Origin of the sequence: Cryptosporangium japonicum (genome assembly GCF_039524755.1) — a bacterium.
GTDB classification, from domain to species: domain Bacteria; phylum Actinomycetota; class Actinomycetes; order Mycobacteriales; family Cryptosporangiaceae; genus Cryptosporangium; species Cryptosporangium japonicum.
The window spans coordinates 307,157-324,170 of sequence record NZ_BAAAGX010000046.1 but is presented as its reverse complement, the minus strand read 5'-3'; the positions used below and the strand labels follow the sequence as shown (position 1 = coordinate 324,170).

Sequence of the window (17,014 nt, the reverse complement as noted above, 5' to 3'; positions counted from 1 at the left end):
CCGCTGCCGTGCTGGCCGGTCTGGACGACGAACAGCGGGCGGCGGTGCTGGCCCCCCGCGGGCCGGTCTGCATCCTCGCCGGCGCGGGCACCGGTAAGACCCGGGCGATCACGCATCGCATCGCTCATGGAGTGTTGACCCAGGCAACTGCTCCTAATCACGTACTCGCGGTGACGTTCACCGCGCGAGCGGCGGGGGAGATGCGTGGTCGCCTGCGTGCGCTCGGGGTCGCGGGTGTCCAGGCCCGCACGTTCCACGCGGCGGCGCTGCGCCAGCTGCGCTACTTCGCGCCCCGGGTGTTCGACGGCCGGGCGATGCCGGACCTGCTCGAGACCAAGGCACGAGTGGTCGGCCAGGCGGCGTCCCACCAGCGGGTGAAGCTCGACCGCACCGGCGTCCGCGACCTGACGTCCGAGATCGAGTGGGCGAAGTCCGCGATGGTGGAGCCGGACGGTTACGCGGTCGCCGCCACCGACGCGGCGCGGGAGACGCCGCTGCCGCCCGACCAGGTCGCCGCCGTCTACGCCGGTTACGAGCAGCTCAAGCGCCGGATGGGCGTCATCGACTTCGAGGACCTGCTGCGCGCGACGATCTGGGCCATCGAGGACCACCGCGACGTCGCCGAGCAGATCCGGGCGCAGTACCGGCACTTCGTCGTCGACGAGTACCAGGACGTGAACCCGCTGCAGCAGCGGCTGCTCGAGGCGTGGTGCGGCGGGCGCGACGACCTGACCGTCGTCGGCGACGCGAGCCAGACCATCTACTCGTTCACCGGCGCCGACGCGTCGTACCTGATCGATTTCCCGCGGCGGCACCGGGGCGCGGTCGTGATCCGGCTGGAGCGCGACTACCGCTCGACGCCCCAGGTGGTCGGGCTCGCCAACGAGGTGATCGCGGCCGGGCGCGGCGTCGAGGCGGCCGTCCGGCTGCAGCTGATCGGGCAGCGCGCGCCCGGCCCCAAGCCCCGCGTCTCGCACTATCCCGACGAGCCGGCCGAGGCCGGTGCGGTCGCGGCCCGCTGCCGCGAGCTGCTGCGCTCCGGGGTGTCCGCGGCCGAGATCGCCGTGCTCTTCCGCACCAACGCGCAGTCCGAGACGTACGAACAGGCGTTGGCCGACGTCGGGGTGCCCTACGTCGTCCGCGGCGGCGAGCGCTTCTTCGAGCGGCCCGAGGTCCGGGAGGCGATGCTGCTCCTGCGCGGCGCGGCCAGGGCCGCCCAGAGCGACGAAGCCTCCTCCACCGTGGACGCCGTGACCGGCGCGCTGTCGGGGTTGGACTGGCGTGCCGACTCGCCCCCGTCCGGTGGGGCCGCCCGCGAGCGCTGGGAGTCGATCGCCGCCCTGCTCCGCCTGGCCGAGGAGACGGTCGGCGCCGGCACGCCCGCCGCGGAGGGCCTGCCGCGTTTCGTCGACGAACTGGCGGCCAGGGCCGCCGCGCAGCACGTCCCCACCGTGGACGGCGTCACGCTGGGCTCGCTGCACGCGGCGAAGGGCCTGGAGTGGGATGCGGTGTTCCTGGTCGGCCTGGCCGAGGGCACGTTGCCGATCACGTACGCCAAGACGCCGGCCCAGCTGGAGGAGGAGCGCCGCCTGCTCTACGTCGGCGTCACCCGGGCGCGGGAGCATCTCTGGCTGTCGTGGGCCGCGGCCCGCTCGCCGGGCGGGCGGGGAAGCCGGCGCCCGTGCCGTTTCCTCCCCGCCGGAGCGCTCCCGGCCGGCGTGCCGGGCACCTCGGTGGCGCCGTCGGTGAAGCCGAGCTCCCGGCCCGCGGCCCGGTCGTTGCCCACCTGCCGGATCTGCGGGGTCGCGTTGTTCGATCCGCGGCACCGCAAGCTGCGCCGCTGCGGCGAATGCCCGGCCAACTACGACGAGGAGCTGTACGAGCGGCTCCAGGCGTGGCGCGGCGCGTTGGCCCGCGAGCAGAAACTGCCGCCGTACGTCGTGTTCACCGACGCGACGCTGACCGCGGTGGCCGAGCTGCAGCCCTCGAGCGAGGCGCAGCTGGCCGAGATCGCCGGCGTAGGCCCGCGCAAGCTGACGTTGTACGGCGCGGCGCTGCTGGCAATCGTCGGCGGAGCCGATCCGGCGTCGCTGGTGACAATTTCCGACGCGGATTGAGTTCGTTTTACGACGGATTTTGCGGCGTGTCGGGGGCGACGCGCCGTACTGACTGTCGGGTGGCAGACAGCTGTCGAGGTCTGGCCGAAAAATAGGTTGGCCAGGAACCCGGCCCGGGCTTAACCTGCCTGTGCGCCGGGGAACCGGCGCGCCGATTCCAGGAGTCTGGTTTTGGCCGGGCTTATTAGCGCACCGAAGGGTGGTGGTCCCAGTGATTAGCTTCGTGACTCCGAAGCTGCCGGGCACCGCCATGCCGTCGTGGCGTCTTGCTGAGGGCCCGTCCGCAGTTCTGGCCGCGCCGGCAGGCAAAGCCATGACCACCGGTGTCGCGGCAGCACGGAAGCGGATCGCGCCGTCCGGCGCGCCTGCGTACGCGCATGTCGTCTGCGCTGCGCAGCACATGTCCCTGGTCAATGAGGCGAACTCTGCCCTGTTGGCGGTCTCGGCCGATGCGGTCGAGCCCTTCGGTACCCAGGTCCAGACCCAGCTCAGTGTCGACGCCACGCGTGTCGAGGGTCGAGCGGGATCTCCGCCTCGAGGTGAACCGGTCTAAAAGACCGGCGGCACTCCTCGAGGCCGTGGATCCCATACCGGGATCCACGGCCTTTTTGTTTGTCCCCGTCCAACCGACTGACAACGCATGCACGACAAAAGAGGAGATCCGGTCATGACGGCAATCGATCTCGCCCCGGACTTCGGGGTGATCGACCCGGACGAAGCGCTGCCCTGCCGGCGGGAAGACCCTGAGCTGTGGTTCGCGGAAACCCCCGCTGACCTCGAAGTAGCGAAGGCCCACTGCCAGGAGTGCCCGCTCCGTGAGGCGTGCCTGCAGGGTGCGCTCGAGCGGCGTGAGCCCTGGGGCGTCTGGGGTGGCGAAATCTTCGAGCGTGGAGCCGTGATCGCACGGAAGCGGCCCCGTGGTCGTCCGCGCAAGAACACGGTCGCAGCCTGATGAGCCGCGCCCACACCGCGCACTACCGGTCCGGTCGGATCGGTCGCGGACTCGCCCCCTACCCCGCAGCCCCCGAGATGAGCACTGCGTTGAACCACGAACCGACCTGGAGTTTCGAGATGTTACTTCTGAACGAAGCCCTGGCCCGATCCCGAATGCAACAGGCCGCGCCGCGACGCGCCCGTTCGGGTGCCCGTCGGCCGGCCCGCGTCGTAGCCGCGGCTGCTGCCCGTCTTCGGGACCGCATGTAGTTGGTCGGCCCGCCCTTCGGGGCGGGCCTTTCTTATTCGGTCGGTTCGGCGGCCGCGGGGTCGACGAAGCCGGGCTGCCAGCGTTCGACGACCGCGCGGTAGTGCGCCTTGGCCTCGAGCTGGCAGAGCACCCCGATCGAGCCCAGCGTCACCCGGTGGATCAGCAGGTACGACGGCGGCAGGTTGAGCTGCCGCCCCAGCTGGTAGGCGGGGCTGCGCGGATCACCGAGCCGGGTGGCCTCCTTGCGCAGCCAGGCCCGGGAGAACTGGAACTCGTCCTCGGCCATCGGGTCGAGCATCGGGCGCACGTACTCGAGCAGCTCTTTCGCGTCGACGTCGGCGTCGCGTTTCACGAAGCCCTCGTCACGCAGGCCCTCGAGCACACCCTCGGCGTCACCTTCCAGCGCCAGCCGGGCGAGCCGGCCGACCGGTTCCGGCAACCCGTTCGGGAGCCGGGCCACCGCACCGAAGTCGAGCACGCCGAGCCGCCCGTCGGGAAGCAGCCGGAAGTTGCCCGGGTGCGGATCGGCGTGGAGCAGCTTCGTGCGTGCCGGCGCGGAGAAGTGCAGAACGGCCATCCGTTCGCCGGCCAGGTTCCGCTGCTCCGGCGACCCGTTCGCGATCACCTCGGAGAGCGGGGTGCCGTCGATCCAGTCGGTGACCAGCACCCGGGACGTGCCGGCCAGCACCCGGGGCACCGCGATCTCCGGATCGTCCCGGAAGGCCTTCGCGAACGCGCGGGTGGCCTTGGCCTCGAGCTGGTAGTCGAGCTCCTCGGCCACGCGCGCCTTCAACTCGGCCACCAGCGGTTTGATGTCCAGGCCGGGCTGCAGCACCGTGAACAGCCGGGCCAGCCGCCCGAGCTGGTTGAGGTCGGCGAGCAGGGCCGGGCCCGCGCCGGGGTACTGGATCTTCACCGCGACGTTCCGGCCGGACGACCAGACCGCGCGGTGCACCTGCCCGATGCTCGCCGCGGCGGCCGGATTGTCGTCGAACTCACGGAACTTGGTGCGCCACTCCGGCCCCAGTTCCTCGGCGAGAACGCCGTGGACGGTGGCGGCGGGCATCGGTGGCGCCGCTTCCTGCAGCTTGGTCAGCGCCGCCCGGTAGGGCTTCGCCACCTCTTCGGGGAACGCCGCTTCGAAGATCGACAGCGCTTGGCCGAACTTCATGGCGCCGCCCTTGAGCTGGCCCAACACGCTGAACAGCTGCTCGGCGGTGCGTTGCTGGACTTCGCGGGCGACGGCTTCGGCCGGTGCGCCACCGAGGCGCTTACCGATACCGAGGGTGGCGCGGCCCGCCATTCCCAGCGGCAGCGCCGCGAGCTTGGCCGTGCGGGTGAGCGCCCGCCGGGGGATGTCGGTCACCTGACCATTGTCGCGCGCTCTGCCCCGACCTGCCCGTCGCGGAGGCAGTCACATCGTGGATGGGGCGTCCAGACGCGCTGCCGGAGGGGAACACCGGGTGGCCCGACCTCCAACGTGACCCCGAGCGCCGCGGTGGCCACGCCCTCCAACCGGCCGATGACCTCGGTGGCCGCGAGGGCGGCGGCCGCGCTGATCACGACGGTTTCGGCGAGCTCGGGGCGGGGGTCGGTGGCGAGCTGCGCGGCCAGCACGGGCCAGGCCGGGTCACGATCGCGGCGGTGAGCCTCGACACACGTGAGGCACGCGGTGCGCCCGGGCAGAACCAGCGGCCCGACGATCGCCACCCCGTCCCGGAGCAGCACCGGCAGGTGGGGGACACGGTCGGACATCCAGCGCACCCGATCCGCGGGCAGCGGCACCGGCCCGGCCGCGAGCACCACGAAGTCCGGCGCCGCGTCGCCCGGCCGGGTCTCGACCGCCGGTGCCGCCCGCCGCACCGCGTCGATCGCCGCCAGCAGGTAGGGGCGGCCGACGTCGTCGGGGCGGAGGCCACCGACCGTCACGTCATCCGGCGTCACCACGCCGGCGCCGGACACCACGACCCGGCCGACCCCACCGGCGGCGAGCAGCGCGGCGATCACCGGCCCCACGCGCCCGCGGCACCGCACCAGGACGTGCGCGTGGCGCCGGGCCCGGACCCGGTCGACGGCCGCGGCACCGTGGGTGAGCAGGGCCGACGCCAGTTCCGGCGGGAGCGGCGGGAGCGTGGCGCCGGCGCGGGGGACCAGGTGATCGGCGTCGACCACCGCGCCCCGGGCCACCAGGAGCTGGATCAGCTGTTCACCGGCGACACCGGCCGGTGCGGTGGCGAGCACCTCGGGGAGCGAACGCCGGCCGTCGAGCGCGGTGAGGAACGTGGCGAGGCCGGCATCGACGGCGGTGAGGACGGTCGCGCGCTCGGGATCGACGCCGAGCTGCAGCGTGGTGGCGTCCCGCCAGAGCCGGGACAGGGCGGGCAGGAGGAGCGGGCGCATGTCTGAAGAGGGTGCCGTCCCGGGCGGTCGGGCCGCTCCGGTCGTCCACAGCCCGGGGGTGCTAGCGGCGGCCCGCCGTAACGGCGGGCCGCCCGCGAGAGGTGCGGCGGAGTCAGGCCTTGCCGAGGATGCGGTTCATCTTGGTCCCGCATACCGGGCAGGAGCCCTTCGCCATCCGGCGCCCGGATTCGCTCGTCGTGACTTCACCTTCGAAGTCACGCTTCTCCTTGCACTTCACGCAGTAGCCGTTGTACGTGTCGGCCACAGTGCCTCCTCGGCTGGACATGGTCGGCCGACGGAGGACAGGTCCGCCGGGTCGACCGACCTTATCCGGCAAAACGGGCATAACCGACAGGAGGCTCGCCGGGAAAATTACACCGGTGTCAATCGAGCACGGGCTTGTTCGGGTGCGGTGAATGAGCGCTGCCGGGCAGCGAAGGGCCCTTGGGCGGCGTCCTCCTCTGGGGGTGGAGTCGGACGGTCGCCTGGGCAGCGAAGGGCCCCTGGGCGGCGCCCGTCCCGTCACCTTCCCCACGTGCCGGGGCGGACGGTCGCCACAGGGGCTCTTGAGACGCTAGGCCGGAACGCCCCGTGCGTCAACGTCGGGACCGATCAACCGCGGCTCGTGACAGCGATCGCGACGGACATCCACCCTGTGGGGGAGGCTCGTCCACAGGATTGACGACACGGCTGACGGAGTAGCCGATCGAGGGCTAGCGTGCCTTCATGGACCCCGGACACCAGATCTCCGTGCAGGTCCGGCGCAGCGCGCGCCGGCGCCGCACGGTCGCGGCGTACCGCGATGGTGACACGGTCGTCGTGCTGATCCCCGCGCGCTTCAGCGCAGTGGAAGAGCGCGAGTGGGTGAAAAAGATGCTCGCTCGCCTCGACGCCCGTGACCGTCGCTCCCGCCGCCCGCGCGGCGACGCCGAGCTGGAGGCGCGCGCCCTCCGTCTGGCCGCCACCTATCTCGGCGACGAGGTCCGCCCGGTCAGCGTCCGGTGGGTCAGCAACCAACGCGGCCGCTGGGGCTCGTGCACCCCGGCCGAGGGCACCATCAGGCTCTCGTCGCGGCTACGCGGCATGCCCGACTGGGTGATCGACTACGTGCTGGTGCACGAGCTGGTGCACCTGCAGATCCCCGGCCACGGTCAGGACTTCTGGGACCTGGTGGAGCGCTACCCCCGCGCCCAGCGAGCCCGGGGCTATCTGGAGGGCGTCGCCGCCGCCGCCAGCCTCGACCTCAGCGACGAGAACGACCCAGCCCTGGGCGCATAACCCCCGAGTACGGCACCAGCTGTCACCTGCGTGTGACCCCGATGCGTGCGGTGCCGGGATGCCGTGGGCTCCGCAGCTTGACGCCGCAGGCCAGCGGCCGAAGGGTGCCCGAGTGCGCGTAGTTAGCGGGCCCCGGGCGTGGAGCTGGCGTAGACGGGCCCAACGGCCGGAGCGGGTGCCTGAACGCGCAGGTACCGGGCCTCGGCCGGGGTGCTGGCTTGGACGGGCTCAACGGCTGGAGGGGGTGCCTGGACGCGCAGGTAGCGAGGCCCGTCCGGGGAGCTGGCTTGGGCGGGCCCGGTGGCCCGAAGCGGTGGGGTACGTGGGTTGCGCGTGTAGATCGGCCCGGGTGGAAGGGTCCGCTCCGCGGGTTGAGTGGTCCGCGTGGTCCGGGGTTGGCCCAGCTGTTCGGTGTCGGGGAGGACGGCTCGTCTGGTGCGGTGGTCGCTGCTGCCGCGCCCCGGGTGGTGCGGCGCGGGCACGCCAGGTGCGGCGCCCGAGTGCGCGGTGCCGGGCTAGCGGTGTAACCGTTCCGACCGGTGCGTCGCCGTGGTCAGCGACGAGTTTTCGGGGCTACGGGGCCTCCGGTAAGGCCGATGAGTTGTCGTAGGCCCGGAAAGATGCGCTTTCGGGGCCGGGGGAGCCTCACTGGTGACCGCGCCAGGTGCAGCGACCCGTGCAGCGCTGGGGCCCGCACGCGCAGCGGCCGGCCCATGCGGCGCGCTGCCGGGCTCGCGGCTACGGCGCTCCGGCCGATGGACTGCCGGGCTGGCTGGGTGGGGCGCCCTGGCAGATGCGATGCCGGGCTGGCGGCTATGGGGTGCTCCAGCTGGTGCTGTGTCGGGCTCGCGGTACAGGGTGCCCCGGCTCGTGGGATGCCGGGCTAGCTGATGGGGTGCTCCGCCGGGTGGGGTGCTCCGCCGGGTGGGGTGCTCCGCCGGGTGCGGTGGCCGCCGGGTGCGGTGCCCGCCGGGTGGCGGTGGCGGGCTCGCTGGGGTGGCGCCTGAATTGTGGTGCGCCGAGGTTTTCGCAGGTAGAGCAACTAGGGATGTGAGAGGCCGCCGCTGCGCCGCCCCGAGTGGTGCTGACCGGCATGCTCCCGTTCTGAAGGCACAGCACCTGAACGGCGCGCGGGCCACCACTGCACCGGTCCCGGGCCCGGCCTGCACTCTCCGAGCCGTCCGGCGCGGAGCCCGAGCAGAGCGGCGTGAGCCCCACCGCGGCAGCGCCCTGACGGGCTCCGGTGCGGAGCCGCACGACGGGTTCCGGTGCGGAGTCGCACGACGGGTTCCAGTGCGGAGCCGCATGGCTGGCGCAGGGTTCGACGACGGTGTGGTGCGGTCCGACGGTGCAGCGGGCCCGACGGCCTCGGAGGCTTCGGGGGTGGGCGCCCGCCCTGCACACCCCCGGCGCGAGAGGGTGGGTGAGCAACCACCCTCGCGCGGGCGGGGCGACCGGTGGGTCGGGGGCGCCGGCGGTCGCGGACGAGGTGAGCCGCGCCCGGCAGGCGTCGATCTAGAGCTTGTCCAAGTCTGAAATGTCGAAGTCCGGCCCCTCGTCCGGGCGGGCGAAAGCTTCCGGGTCGTCGAGGTCGGACGAGGTCGGCACCAGGTCCGGGTGGCCCCAGACGGCGTCGCGGCCTTCGGCGCCCCGGTGTTCGAGCAGGGCGTTCCAGAGGGTGGCCGCGTCGCGCAGGCGGCGGGGGCGTAGCTCCAGGCCCACCAGCGTCGCGAACGTCTGCTCGGCGGGGCCGCCCTCGGCGCGGCGGCGGCGGAACGTCTCGGTGAGCGCCGCGGCGCCCGGCAGGCGTTCGGCCGCCACCTTGTCGACGATGTGCGACACCCAGCCCTCGACCAGCGCGAGCGCGGTCTCCAGGCGGGCCAGCGCGGCCTGCTGCGCAGGCGTGTCCTCGGGGGTGAACAGCCCGCCGCTCAGCGCCTGCTGCATCGACTCGGGGTCGTTCGGGTCGATCTCGCGCATCGCGCGCTCGATCGTGTCGGGGTCGACGTGGATGCCCCGCGCGTACGCGTCGACGGCGTCGAGCACGTGCGCGCGCAGCCAGTTGACGTGCCCGAACAGCCGGGCGTGTGCGGCTTCGCGCAGCGCGACGTAGAGCCGGATCTCCTCGGTGGGCTGCTCCAGCCCTTCGCTGAACTTCGCCAGGTTGGTGGGGAGCAGCGCCGCGGTGCCGGCCGGACCGAGCGGAAGGCCGATGTCGGACGACGTGAGCACCTCACCGGAGAGCTGCCCGATGCCCTGCCCGACCTGGCCGCCGAACATCATGCCGCCGATGCCGGCCAGCATCCCGGTCATCGGGCCGAGCTGGGCGGCCGCCTGCTCGGGCAGCATCTTGCTCATCGCGCCGACCACACGCTCGGCGAGCGGATCACACAGCCGTTTCCAGGCGGGAATCGTGGCGTCGATCCATTCGAGCTGACTCCACCCCACCGCGTGCGAGACACCAGAAGGCAGACTGGTGACGAGGTCGAGCCACATGTCGGCGAGTCGGAGAGCGTCGACGGCCTCCGTGCGTTCGGTGGCGGTGAGCGAGCGGTCGCTCTCCCGCGCCAACCCGGTGGCGACCTGTTTGGCGAGGTCCCAGTTGACCGTTCCGCCAGACTGCGACGACGAGAGGATCTGCTGCAGTTGAGCCATCATCGCTGCCCACTGCGGGTCGTTGGGGTTGGGTTGACCCCCCGGAAGCGCGAAGCCGAACGGGATGTCGGTCATGACTGGCTCACCATGCTGTCAACCGTATCCCTGGTAGGCCCGCGATGACCCGCCCGCTTCGTGCCGCGCGTGCCGCTGCGGCCCCGCCGGCGGGCCTCACCGTGGCGGTCACGGGGGCGGCGTCTCCCATCGGCCAGGCGATCTGTCGGCGTTTGGCCAACGCTGAGGGAATTCGGCAGGTGATTGCGCTCGACGCGAAAAAGCCGGGCGTGCCCAACGTCCGGTGGCGCAAGGCCGACCCGACCGACCCCACGCTCGCCTCCGCGCTGCACAAGGTCGACACGCTCGTGCACCTCGCGGTCGCCGACGACCCGGCCCTCGACCGCGCCGAGCAGCGTCGGCGCACGGTCACCGGTGCCTCGGTCGCGCTGACGGCCGCGGCGGCCACCGGCGTCCGCCACGTCGTGCTGCTGTCCTCGGCGCGGGTCTACGGCGCGTACGCCGACAACCCGGTGCCGCTCCCGGACTCCTCGCCGGTGCGGGCCCGCCCGGACGGCAGCGCGCTGGACGACCTGCTCGCGGTCGAGGAGTTCGCCGCCCGGGCCGCCCGGATGTATCCGCAGGTGGAGACCGCGCTGCTGCGTCCGGCCGTGGTCGTCGGGCGGGGCATCGACCGGCCGGCCGGCGGTGCGCTCGACGGACCGCGGCTGCTGGTGGTGCGGGGCACCAAGCCGATCTGGCAGTTCTGCCACACCGAGGACCTGGCCGGTGCGGTGCTCACCACCGTGCTCGCCCGCCTCACCGGGCCGCTCAACGTCGGCTCCGAGGGCTGGATCGAGCAGGGCGAGGTCGAGCGGATCCTCGGCCGCCGCCGGGTCGAGCTGCCCGCCGACGCCGCGGTCGGCACCGCGACCCGCCTGCACGCACAGGGCGTCAGCGGCGATCCGGCGACGCAGCTGGACTACCTGATGCACCCGTGGGCGGTCGAGGCCGGGGAGCTGCGTGCCGCCGGCTGGGAGCCGGCGTACACCAACGAGGAGGCGCTGAGCAGCTGGGCGCAGGGGCGGCCGCTGCTGCCGCTGCGGATCACGGTGAAGGGCGCCGCGGTGGCCGGTGGCGCCGCGGCGGGCGTCTCGGTCGCTCTCGTCGGCACCGCCGCGCTGGTGCGTCGGGCCCGCCGTAACCGTCGGTCCCGCCGGTGAGACCTTGGCGGATACGCTGACGGCCATGATGTTGCGGCGCGGCTTGACGGTGTTCGTTGGCGCCATTCTCGCGTTGCTGCTCTCGCTCGGCATGGCGCTGCTCCCGGTGCCGTACGTGGCGCTCGGGCCCGGGCCGACGGTCAACACGCTCGGTAGCCGGGACGGCCACGAGATCGTCACGATCACCGGAACCCCCACCAGCAAGTCCAAGGGCCACCTGAACCTCACCACGGTCTCGGTGAGCCCCGACCTGAACCTGGGGAACGCGCTGGTGGGCTGGCTCGACGGCTCGGTGGCGGTGGTGCCGCGCGAGGTCGTCTACCCGGCGGGGGAGAGCAGGCAGCAGGTCAACCAGGAGAACGCCCAGGCGTTCAAGGACTCGCAGACGTCAGCCGAGACCGCTGCTCTGCGTGAGCTCGGTTACCCGGTGAAGGTGACGGTCTCCAAGGTCGCGCCCGGGTCGCCGTCCACCGGCAAGCTGGCCGTCGGTGACGTCCTCACCTCGGTCGACGACACCGTGGTCACCAGCGGCACGAAGCTGCGTGCGCTGCTGGCCACGAAGCAGCCGACGCAGGTGGTCAAGATCGGTTACCGGCGGGGCGCGGTCGCGGGCACCGCGTCGGTCACGCTGGCGCGCGGCGACGGCGACGGGCGCCCGCTGCTGAAGATCGAGACCAAGGACGAGCAGCCGCACCCGTTCCAGGTCTCGTTCGACCTGGACAAGATCGGCGGCCCGTCGGCCGGGCTGATGTTCGCGCTGGCCGTGATCGACAAGGTGAAGCCGGAGGACCTCACCGGCGGCAAGTTCATCGCCGGCACCGGTGAGATCGACGACGACGGCAACGTGGGCGCGATCGGCGGCATCGCGCAGAAGATGGTGGCCGCGCGGCGGGCCGGCGCGACCACGTTCCTGGTGCCGGCCGACAACTGCCTGGAGGCGGTCGGCGCGACTCCCGACGGTCTCGAGCTCGCCCGCGTGCAGACGCTCGACGAAGCCCTCACCGCGCTCACCGAGATCCGCGCCGGCCGCCACCCCCGCGGCTGCTAGGCCCTAATCCAGCGTGGCCCGGAGCGCCACCACGAGGTTCGGGGCCAGGTCGGCGCCGTAGACCACCTCGGTGGCGTCGGTCGCGTCCTGGGGCCGCATCCGCAGCGCGCACGCGCTCGTGCCGTCACGCAGCACGCCGGCGACCATGCGCACCTCGCGCCGGTCGGCGTGGTTGGCCGCCCACTCCACCGGGTCGGCGTCGTCGGGCCGGGAGTCCTCGGCGTCCGGTGGGAGCACCAGCACCTCCTGCACCAGCGCGCAGCCCAGCACCGAGTCGGGCCAGGCGATCCGGGCCAGCGTCTCGTCGAGCGGCGCGTCGCCGATCGACTCCTGTTCGACCGGCGTGATCGACCCGGGTTCGAGAGTCTCCGCGGAGATCCCGACCTGGTCGGCCAGGCCCGGTTCGGCGGCGAGCAACTCGGCGGTGTCGACGAGGGCGTAGAGCGCGGGTGGCTGGTCCCAGCCGCCCGCGTCAGCGTGTCGTTCGAGCTCGAGGACGACGGCGTGCAGGGGGTCGGGGAGTGGTACCCCGTTCACGCCGGAGTGGACGTCGGTCATGCGCCCAATGCTGGCACGGAGCTGTGACAGGCGTGGTGCGCAGCCTGCGGGCTGGTAGATGCAAGGTAGGTTTACCTCCACGCTTTGCCGCAATCCACACCGGGAGATGCCCGTGGTCATGCGTTCGCCGCTGCCGTCGGTGAGCCGACGCGCCCGGCGTGTCGTCATCGTTCTCGTATCGGCCGTCGTGCTGCTGTTCGTGCTCACCGCCGGAAGCAGCCTCTACGCCGACTGGCTCTGGTACGACGAGATCGGCCTCACCCGTGTCCTGTCCACGCAGCTGCAAACCAAGCTGCTGCTGTTCGTCCTGTTCGGCGTCATCACCGGCGCGATCGTCGCGGTCAACCTCTACGTCGCGTACCGGCTGCGGCCGATCTTCGCGCCGATGTCGTTGGAGCAGCAGAACCTCGAGCGGTACCGGATGGCCATCGCGCCGCGGTTCGGCCTGCTCACGCTGGCCGCCGGTGCGGTCGTCGGCGTGATCACCGGGCTCTCGGCCCAGGGCCAGTGGGACACCTGGCTGCTGTTCCTCAACTCCACGCCGTTCGGCCAGGACGACGAGCAGTTCGGCCGGGACATCTCGTTCTACGTGTTCGAGTACCCGTTCTGGCGTTACGTGCTGAGCGTCGCGTTCACCGCGATCGTGCTCTCGGTGATCGGCGCGCTCGTCGTCCACTACCTGTTCGGCGGCATCCGCCTGCAGGCCGGCTCGGGCGGTCGCCTGGGCACCGCGGTGATCGGGCACCTGTCCGTCCTGCTCGGCCTGTTCGTCGCGCTGAAGGCCGTCGCGTACTACTTCGACCGCTTCGGGATGCTGTTCGGCTACAACGACGCGACGAAGACGCACGGAGCCTCGGCCGCCGACATCGAGTTCCTGCTACCGGCGAAGAACATCCTGTTGTGGATCGCCGCGCTGTGCGCGCTGGTGTTCTTCGCCAACCTGGGCTTCCGGCGGGTGCTGCCACCGGCCATGGCGCTGATCCTGCTCGGCATCTCGGCCGTCGTCATCGGCGGTGCCGTGCCGGCGCTGGCCGAGCAGTTCACGATCAAGCCGAACGCGGCCGAGCGTGAGGCCGAGTACATCGAGCGCAGCATCGCGGCCACCCGGGATGCCTACGACATCGACGACATCGACCGGCAGAACTACACGCCGAACACCACCGCGTCCGCACAGCAGGTCGCCCAGGAATCGGGCACGGTTCCCAACGCGCGGCTGCTCGACCCGAACGTGCTCTCGGACACCTGGACGCAGCTCCAGCAGGTCCGGTCGTTCTACCGGTTCAACTCCAGCCTCGACATCGACCAGTACACCGTCGACGGTCAGCTGCAGGACTACATCGTCGCGCTGCGCGAGATGGACACGAGCCGGCTGGACGAGCAGCAGCAGAACTGGATCAACCTGCACCTGAACTACACGCACGGCAACGGCTTCGTCGCCGCGCCGGCGAACCAGGTCACCGACGCCGGGCAGCCGTACTTCGTCTCGGGTTCGCTCGGCGAGGCACCCACCGTCGACGCGGAGCAGTCCGACGAGCAGGGCGCGAAGCTCCGGGCCGCGTTCAACCGCGACAACCCGGTGCGCCAGCCGCGGATCTACTACGGCGAGCTGGCCAGCGACTACGCGGTGGTCGGCAAGGCGCCCGGCGGCGAGGACCGGGAGTTCGACCGTCCCGCCACCTCCGGTGGTGACGAGAGCGAGCAGGTCAGCTCCACCTACGACGGCAAGGGTGGCGTCGCGGTCGACTCGCTGACCCGCAAGGCGCTGTTCGCGCTGTACTTCCGGGAGCGCAACTTCCTGCTCTCCAGCGCGCTCAACGAGAACTCGAAGGTCATGTACGTCCGGAACCCGCGCGAGCGGGTGGAGAAGGTCGCCCCGTTCCTGACGCTCGACGGCGACCCGTACCCGGCCGTGGTCGACGGTCGCATCCAGTGGATCATCGACGGCTACACGACCAGCAACTTCTACCCGTACTCGCAGCGTGAGACGCTCGGCGCCACCGCCGTCGACTCGCGGACGGGCGCGGGAACGGTCGCGCAGCAGAACGACCAGATCAACTACATCCGGAACTCGGTGAAGGCCACCGTCGACGCGTACGACGGCACGGTCACGCTCTACCAGTTCGACGACACCGACCCGGTGCTGAAGGCCTGGAACAAGGCTTTCGACGGCATCGTGAAGCCGAAGAAGGACATCCCCCCGGAGCTGGCCGAGCACTTCCGGTACCCGGAGGACCAGTTCAAGGTCCAGCGGTCGCTGCTGGCGAAGTACCACGTCAGCACCGCGGGTGACTACTTCAACGGGCAGGACTTCTGGCAGGTGCCGGACGACCCGACGCCGGGCCGCGGCGGTAAGCAGCCGCCGTTCTACGTCGTCGCGCAATGGCCGGACCAGGCGAAGCCGACGTTCCAGATCACCACGCCGATGGTCGCCAACCGGCGGAACAACCTGACCGCGTTGATCAGCGCGCATTACGACGACAATTACAAACCGGTGATCCAGATGCTGGAGCTACCGGGTGACTCGCAGATCTCCGGTCCCACTCAGGCGCAGAACAAGATGCGCAGCGAGGACACGGTCCGTAACAACCTGAACGTGCTCGACCTGGGTGACTCCCAAGTGGTGTACGGCAACCTGCTGACGTTGCCGGTCGCCGGCGGACTGCTCTACGTCGAACCGATCTACCAGAGAGCCAGTGGGCAGGATTCGATCCCGCTGTTCCAGAACGTGCTGATGCTCTACGGGGAAAAGGTCGCGTACCAGTCCACGTTGGGCGGTGCGCTCGACAGCCTGTTCGGTGAGGGGGCGTCCCAGGACGCGCCCGAGGGTCAGCAACCGGGCGACCGGCCGAGTACCACCCCGTCGCCGGGCACCACCACCCCGTCGCCCGGGGCGACACCGACGCCGTCGACGTCGGCCAGCCCCAGTGCGCCGGCGAGCCCGACGCCGAGCACGGCACCGGCACCGGGTGGCAACGTCGACACGGCCGCGGCCGCGGTCGAGAAGGCCAACGCCGATCTGAAGGCCGCGCAACGCACGGGTGACCTCGCCGCGATCGGTAAGGCCACCCAGGATCTGCAGAACGCGGTCAACGCCTGGCAGGCGGCGAGGGCGAGGGCCAGTACGAGCCCGACCCCACGACCAACCGGCTGAGACGAGAAGGCCCCGCCCACCGGGCGGGGCCTTCTCCGTTTCAGGGCCGGGCCTCGTGGTGGCGCCGCCCGTGCGTCCGGCGCTTCTCCTTCATCTCCGATTCGAAGACGTGCCTGCGCCCGGCGAGCAGTTCGTTCCGCGCGTCGGCCTCCAGGCCGCGGAACGCCGCGTAGTAACCGTCGTCGAACTCCTCGACGATCTGGAACGTCCAGCGCCCCTCGATGAGGTTGCGTCCGATCAGTTCGGTCCCGACGCGCTCGGCGAGGCCGTCGTGGCCGGCCTTGCGCAGCAGCTCGGTGGCCTCGTCGAGCATCAGATCGGCGTGGCCGGTCAACTGGTGCAGCGCGTAGAGGTGGCCACGCGCCTGCTCGATCGTCTCCAGCGCCTCGCTGAGTTTGCCGACGGCCGCGACGGTCTCGTCGCCGACGCCCGGGGGCCGCTGGTGGGCCTGGTCGGGTCGTTCGCCCATCAGTCGTGGACGCGCGTGAGCGCGGACGGCTTGTGGACGGCGGTGCCGCCGCTCTTGTCGCTCTTGACGAGGTACTGCGGATCGTCGGCGCTGGCTCTGACCGTGCGGCCGGCTTCTTCGGTGTCGCTCGTGAGCTTTTTCTGGACCGTGCCGACGGCCTCGCCGCCGTGGCTCTTCCAGCTCACCCGGTCACCCTTACGGAACGAGTTCGTCATGGAGTGCGGATTCCCGTGACGATGCCGGACAAACAGGCAGCGTGGCGGGCCGCTTTGCGGATCCGTCGAACGCCGCGCTATGGTTGGGGAGCACGACAACGGCGCGGGGTGGAGCAGCTCGGTAGCTCGCTGGGCTCATAACCCAGAGGTCGCAGGTTCAAATCCTGCCCCCGCTACCAATCGAAGCGGCCCGGACGAGGTATTCGTCCGGGCCGCTTTTTGATGTCGGGAACACTAAAAAGCGGAGGCCGGCACCGTGGGTGCTGGCCTCCGCCCTGGTCAGCGGATGCTGAAGGGTCAGATCGGGCGGATGTTGGCCGCCTGCGGGCCCTTCTGGCCCTGGGTGACGTCGAACTCGACCTGCTGGCCGTCAGACAGTTCCTTGTAACCCTGGACCTGGATCGCTGAGTAGTGGGCGAAGACGTCGGGGCCTCCACCGTCCGGCGCGATGAAGCCGTAACCCTTTTCGGCGTTGAACCACTTGACGGTGCCGGTAGCCATGCACGTTCTCCCTCTGGCGGGCCTTGTCGAACCCACACTTCGTGGGTCCCGTGTTGCGGTCGTGCTCGCCCAGCTTCAAAAGGAGGCCAGAACAAACAAAAGAGCGCCTGGATCACAACCCCAGGCGCTCTTTTCATGCGAACCAAAGACTGCAACGGCGGTAACGGTAGCACGCGCTGCGGCGTCCAGCGCCTGAAGTGG

General features: G+C 71.3%; 15 protein-coding genes and 1 tRNA gene. 8 read left to right on the top strand and 8 right to left on the bottom strand.

The features are described 5' to 3' along the window. Nucleotides 1–8 precede the first annotated feature (8 nt). The 3 genes from ABD437_RS41830 to ABD437_RS41820 all read left to right on the top strand — a co-directional run bounded on the left by ABD437_RS41830 (nt 9) and on the right by ABD437_RS41820 (nt 3,069). Nucleotides 9–2,117 (top strand): ATP-dependent DNA helicase UvrD2, encoded by a 2,109-nt coding sequence (locus ABD437_RS41830; protein ID WP_344654742.1) that lies wholly within the window; start codon nt 9–11, stop codon nt 2,115–2,117. 211 nt (nt 2,118–2,328) lie between these two features. After that, a complete protein-coding gene (locus tag ABD437_RS41825; protein ID WP_344654541.1) occupies nt 2,329–2,670 on the top strand; it encodes a hypothetical protein in 342 nt (113 codons plus the stop codon). 114 nt (nt 2,671–2,784) lie between these two features. Continuing rightward, complete coding sequence (locus ABD437_RS41820; protein ID WP_051571348.1) at nt 2,785–3,069, top strand: WhiB family transcriptional regulator; 285 nt, start codon at nt 2,785–2,787, stop codon at nt 3,067–3,069. Nucleotides 3,070–3,352: 283 nt separating this feature from the next. Here the strand turns inward: ABD437_RS41820 and ABD437_RS41815 are convergent, their stop codons facing one another. The 3 genes from ABD437_RS41815 to ABD437_RS41805 form a co-directional block, all read right to left on the bottom strand. Beyond that, on the bottom strand, nt 3,353–4,687 hold the full coding sequence (locus ABD437_RS41815) for an ABC1 kinase family protein (RefSeq protein WP_344654540.1): 1,335 nt from the start codon (nt 4,685–4,687) through the stop codon (nt 3,353–3,355). Next, complete coding sequence (locus ABD437_RS41810) at nt 4,684–5,721, bottom strand: TOMM precursor leader peptide-binding protein (protein WP_344654539.1); 1,038 nt, start codon at nt 5,719–5,721, stop codon at nt 4,684–4,686. Before ABD437_RS41810 ends, ABD437_RS41815 begins: the two co-directional genes overlap by 4 nt. Before the next feature lie 112 nt (nt 5,722–5,833). Further along, nucleotides 5,834–6,007 carry a DUF5679 domain-containing protein gene (locus ABD437_RS41805; RefSeq protein WP_342673840.1) on the bottom strand — a complete coding sequence of 58 codons (174 nt, stop codon included), beginning with the start codon at nt 6,005–6,007 and terminating at the stop codon, nt 5,834–5,836. A 440-nt stretch (nt 6,008–6,447) separates the two neighbouring features. Here ABD437_RS41805 and ABD437_RS41800 point away from each other — a divergent pair, with 440 nt between their 5' ends. Further along, nucleotides 6,448–6,999, top strand: coding sequence for a M48 metallopeptidase family protein (locus ABD437_RS41800; protein ID WP_344654538.1), 552 nt, complete (start codon nt 6,448–6,450; stop codon nt 6,997–6,999). 1,515 nt (nt 7,000–8,514) lie between these two features. Here ABD437_RS41800 and ABD437_RS41795 read toward each other — a convergent pair. Next, a complete protein-coding gene (locus tag ABD437_RS41795) occupies nt 8,515–9,729 on the bottom strand; it encodes a zinc-dependent metalloprotease (protein ID WP_344654537.1) in 1,215 nt (404 codons plus the stop codon). A 44-nt stretch (nt 9,730–9,773) separates the two neighbouring features. On the opposite strand from ABD437_RS41795, the gene ABD437_RS41790 reads away from it, so the two are divergent. Both ABD437_RS41790 and ABD437_RS41785 read left to right on the top strand, forming a co-directional pair. Then, nucleotides 9,774–10,871, top strand: coding sequence for an NAD-dependent epimerase/dehydratase family protein (locus tag ABD437_RS41790; RefSeq protein WP_344654536.1), 1,098 nt, complete (start codon nt 9,774–9,776; stop codon nt 10,869–10,871). A 28-nt stretch (nt 10,872–10,899) separates the two neighbouring features. Beyond that, complete coding sequence (locus ABD437_RS41785) at nt 10,900–11,919, top strand: YlbL family protein (RefSeq protein ID WP_344654741.1); 1,020 nt, start codon at nt 10,900–10,902, stop codon at nt 11,917–11,919. Nucleotides 11,920–11,922: 3 nt separating this feature from the next. Here the strand turns inward: ABD437_RS41785 and ABD437_RS41780 are convergent, their stop codons facing one another. Next, nucleotides 11,923–12,477: a PPA1309 family protein gene (locus ABD437_RS41780; protein WP_344654535.1), complete on the bottom strand. Its 555-nt coding sequence runs from the start codon at nt 12,475–12,477 to the stop codon at nt 11,923–11,925. A 118-nt stretch (nt 12,478–12,595) separates the two neighbouring features. On the opposite strand from ABD437_RS41780, the gene ABD437_RS41775 reads away from it, so the two are divergent. Next, the gene (locus tag ABD437_RS41775; RefSeq protein WP_344654740.1) at nt 12,596–15,628 is read left to right on the top strand and encodes a UPF0182 family membrane protein; all 3,033 of its coding nucleotides are present in this window, start codon (nt 12,596–12,598) and stop codon (nt 15,626–15,628) included. 40 nt (nt 15,629–15,668) lie between these two features. Here the strand turns inward: ABD437_RS41775 and ABD437_RS41770 are convergent, their stop codons facing one another. Then, nucleotides 15,669–16,097, bottom strand: a complete 429-nt coding sequence (locus tag ABD437_RS41770) for a hypothetical protein (RefSeq protein ID WP_344654534.1) — start codon at nt 16,095–16,097, stop codon at nt 15,669–15,671. Beyond that, a complete protein-coding gene (locus ABD437_RS41765) occupies nt 16,097–16,312 on the bottom strand; it encodes a hypervirulence associated TUDOR domain-containing protein (protein WP_344654533.1) in 216 nt (71 codons plus the stop codon). The genes ABD437_RS41770 and ABD437_RS41765 overlap by 1 nt, the downstream gene beginning before the upstream one ends. 102 nt (nt 16,313–16,414) lie before the next feature. Here ABD437_RS41765 and ABD437_RS41760 point away from each other — a divergent pair. Beyond that, nucleotides 16,415–16,491: transfer RNA gene (locus ABD437_RS41760), tRNA-Met, on the top strand. Between the two features lie 118 nt (nt 16,492–16,609). On the opposite strand, the gene ABD437_RS41755 is transcribed toward ABD437_RS41760, so the two are convergent. Then, on the bottom strand, nt 16,610–16,813 hold the full coding sequence (locus ABD437_RS41755; protein ID WP_035857471.1) for a cold-shock protein: 204 nt from the start codon (nt 16,811–16,813) through the stop codon (nt 16,610–16,612). Nucleotides 16,814–17,014 lie beyond the last annotated feature (201 nt).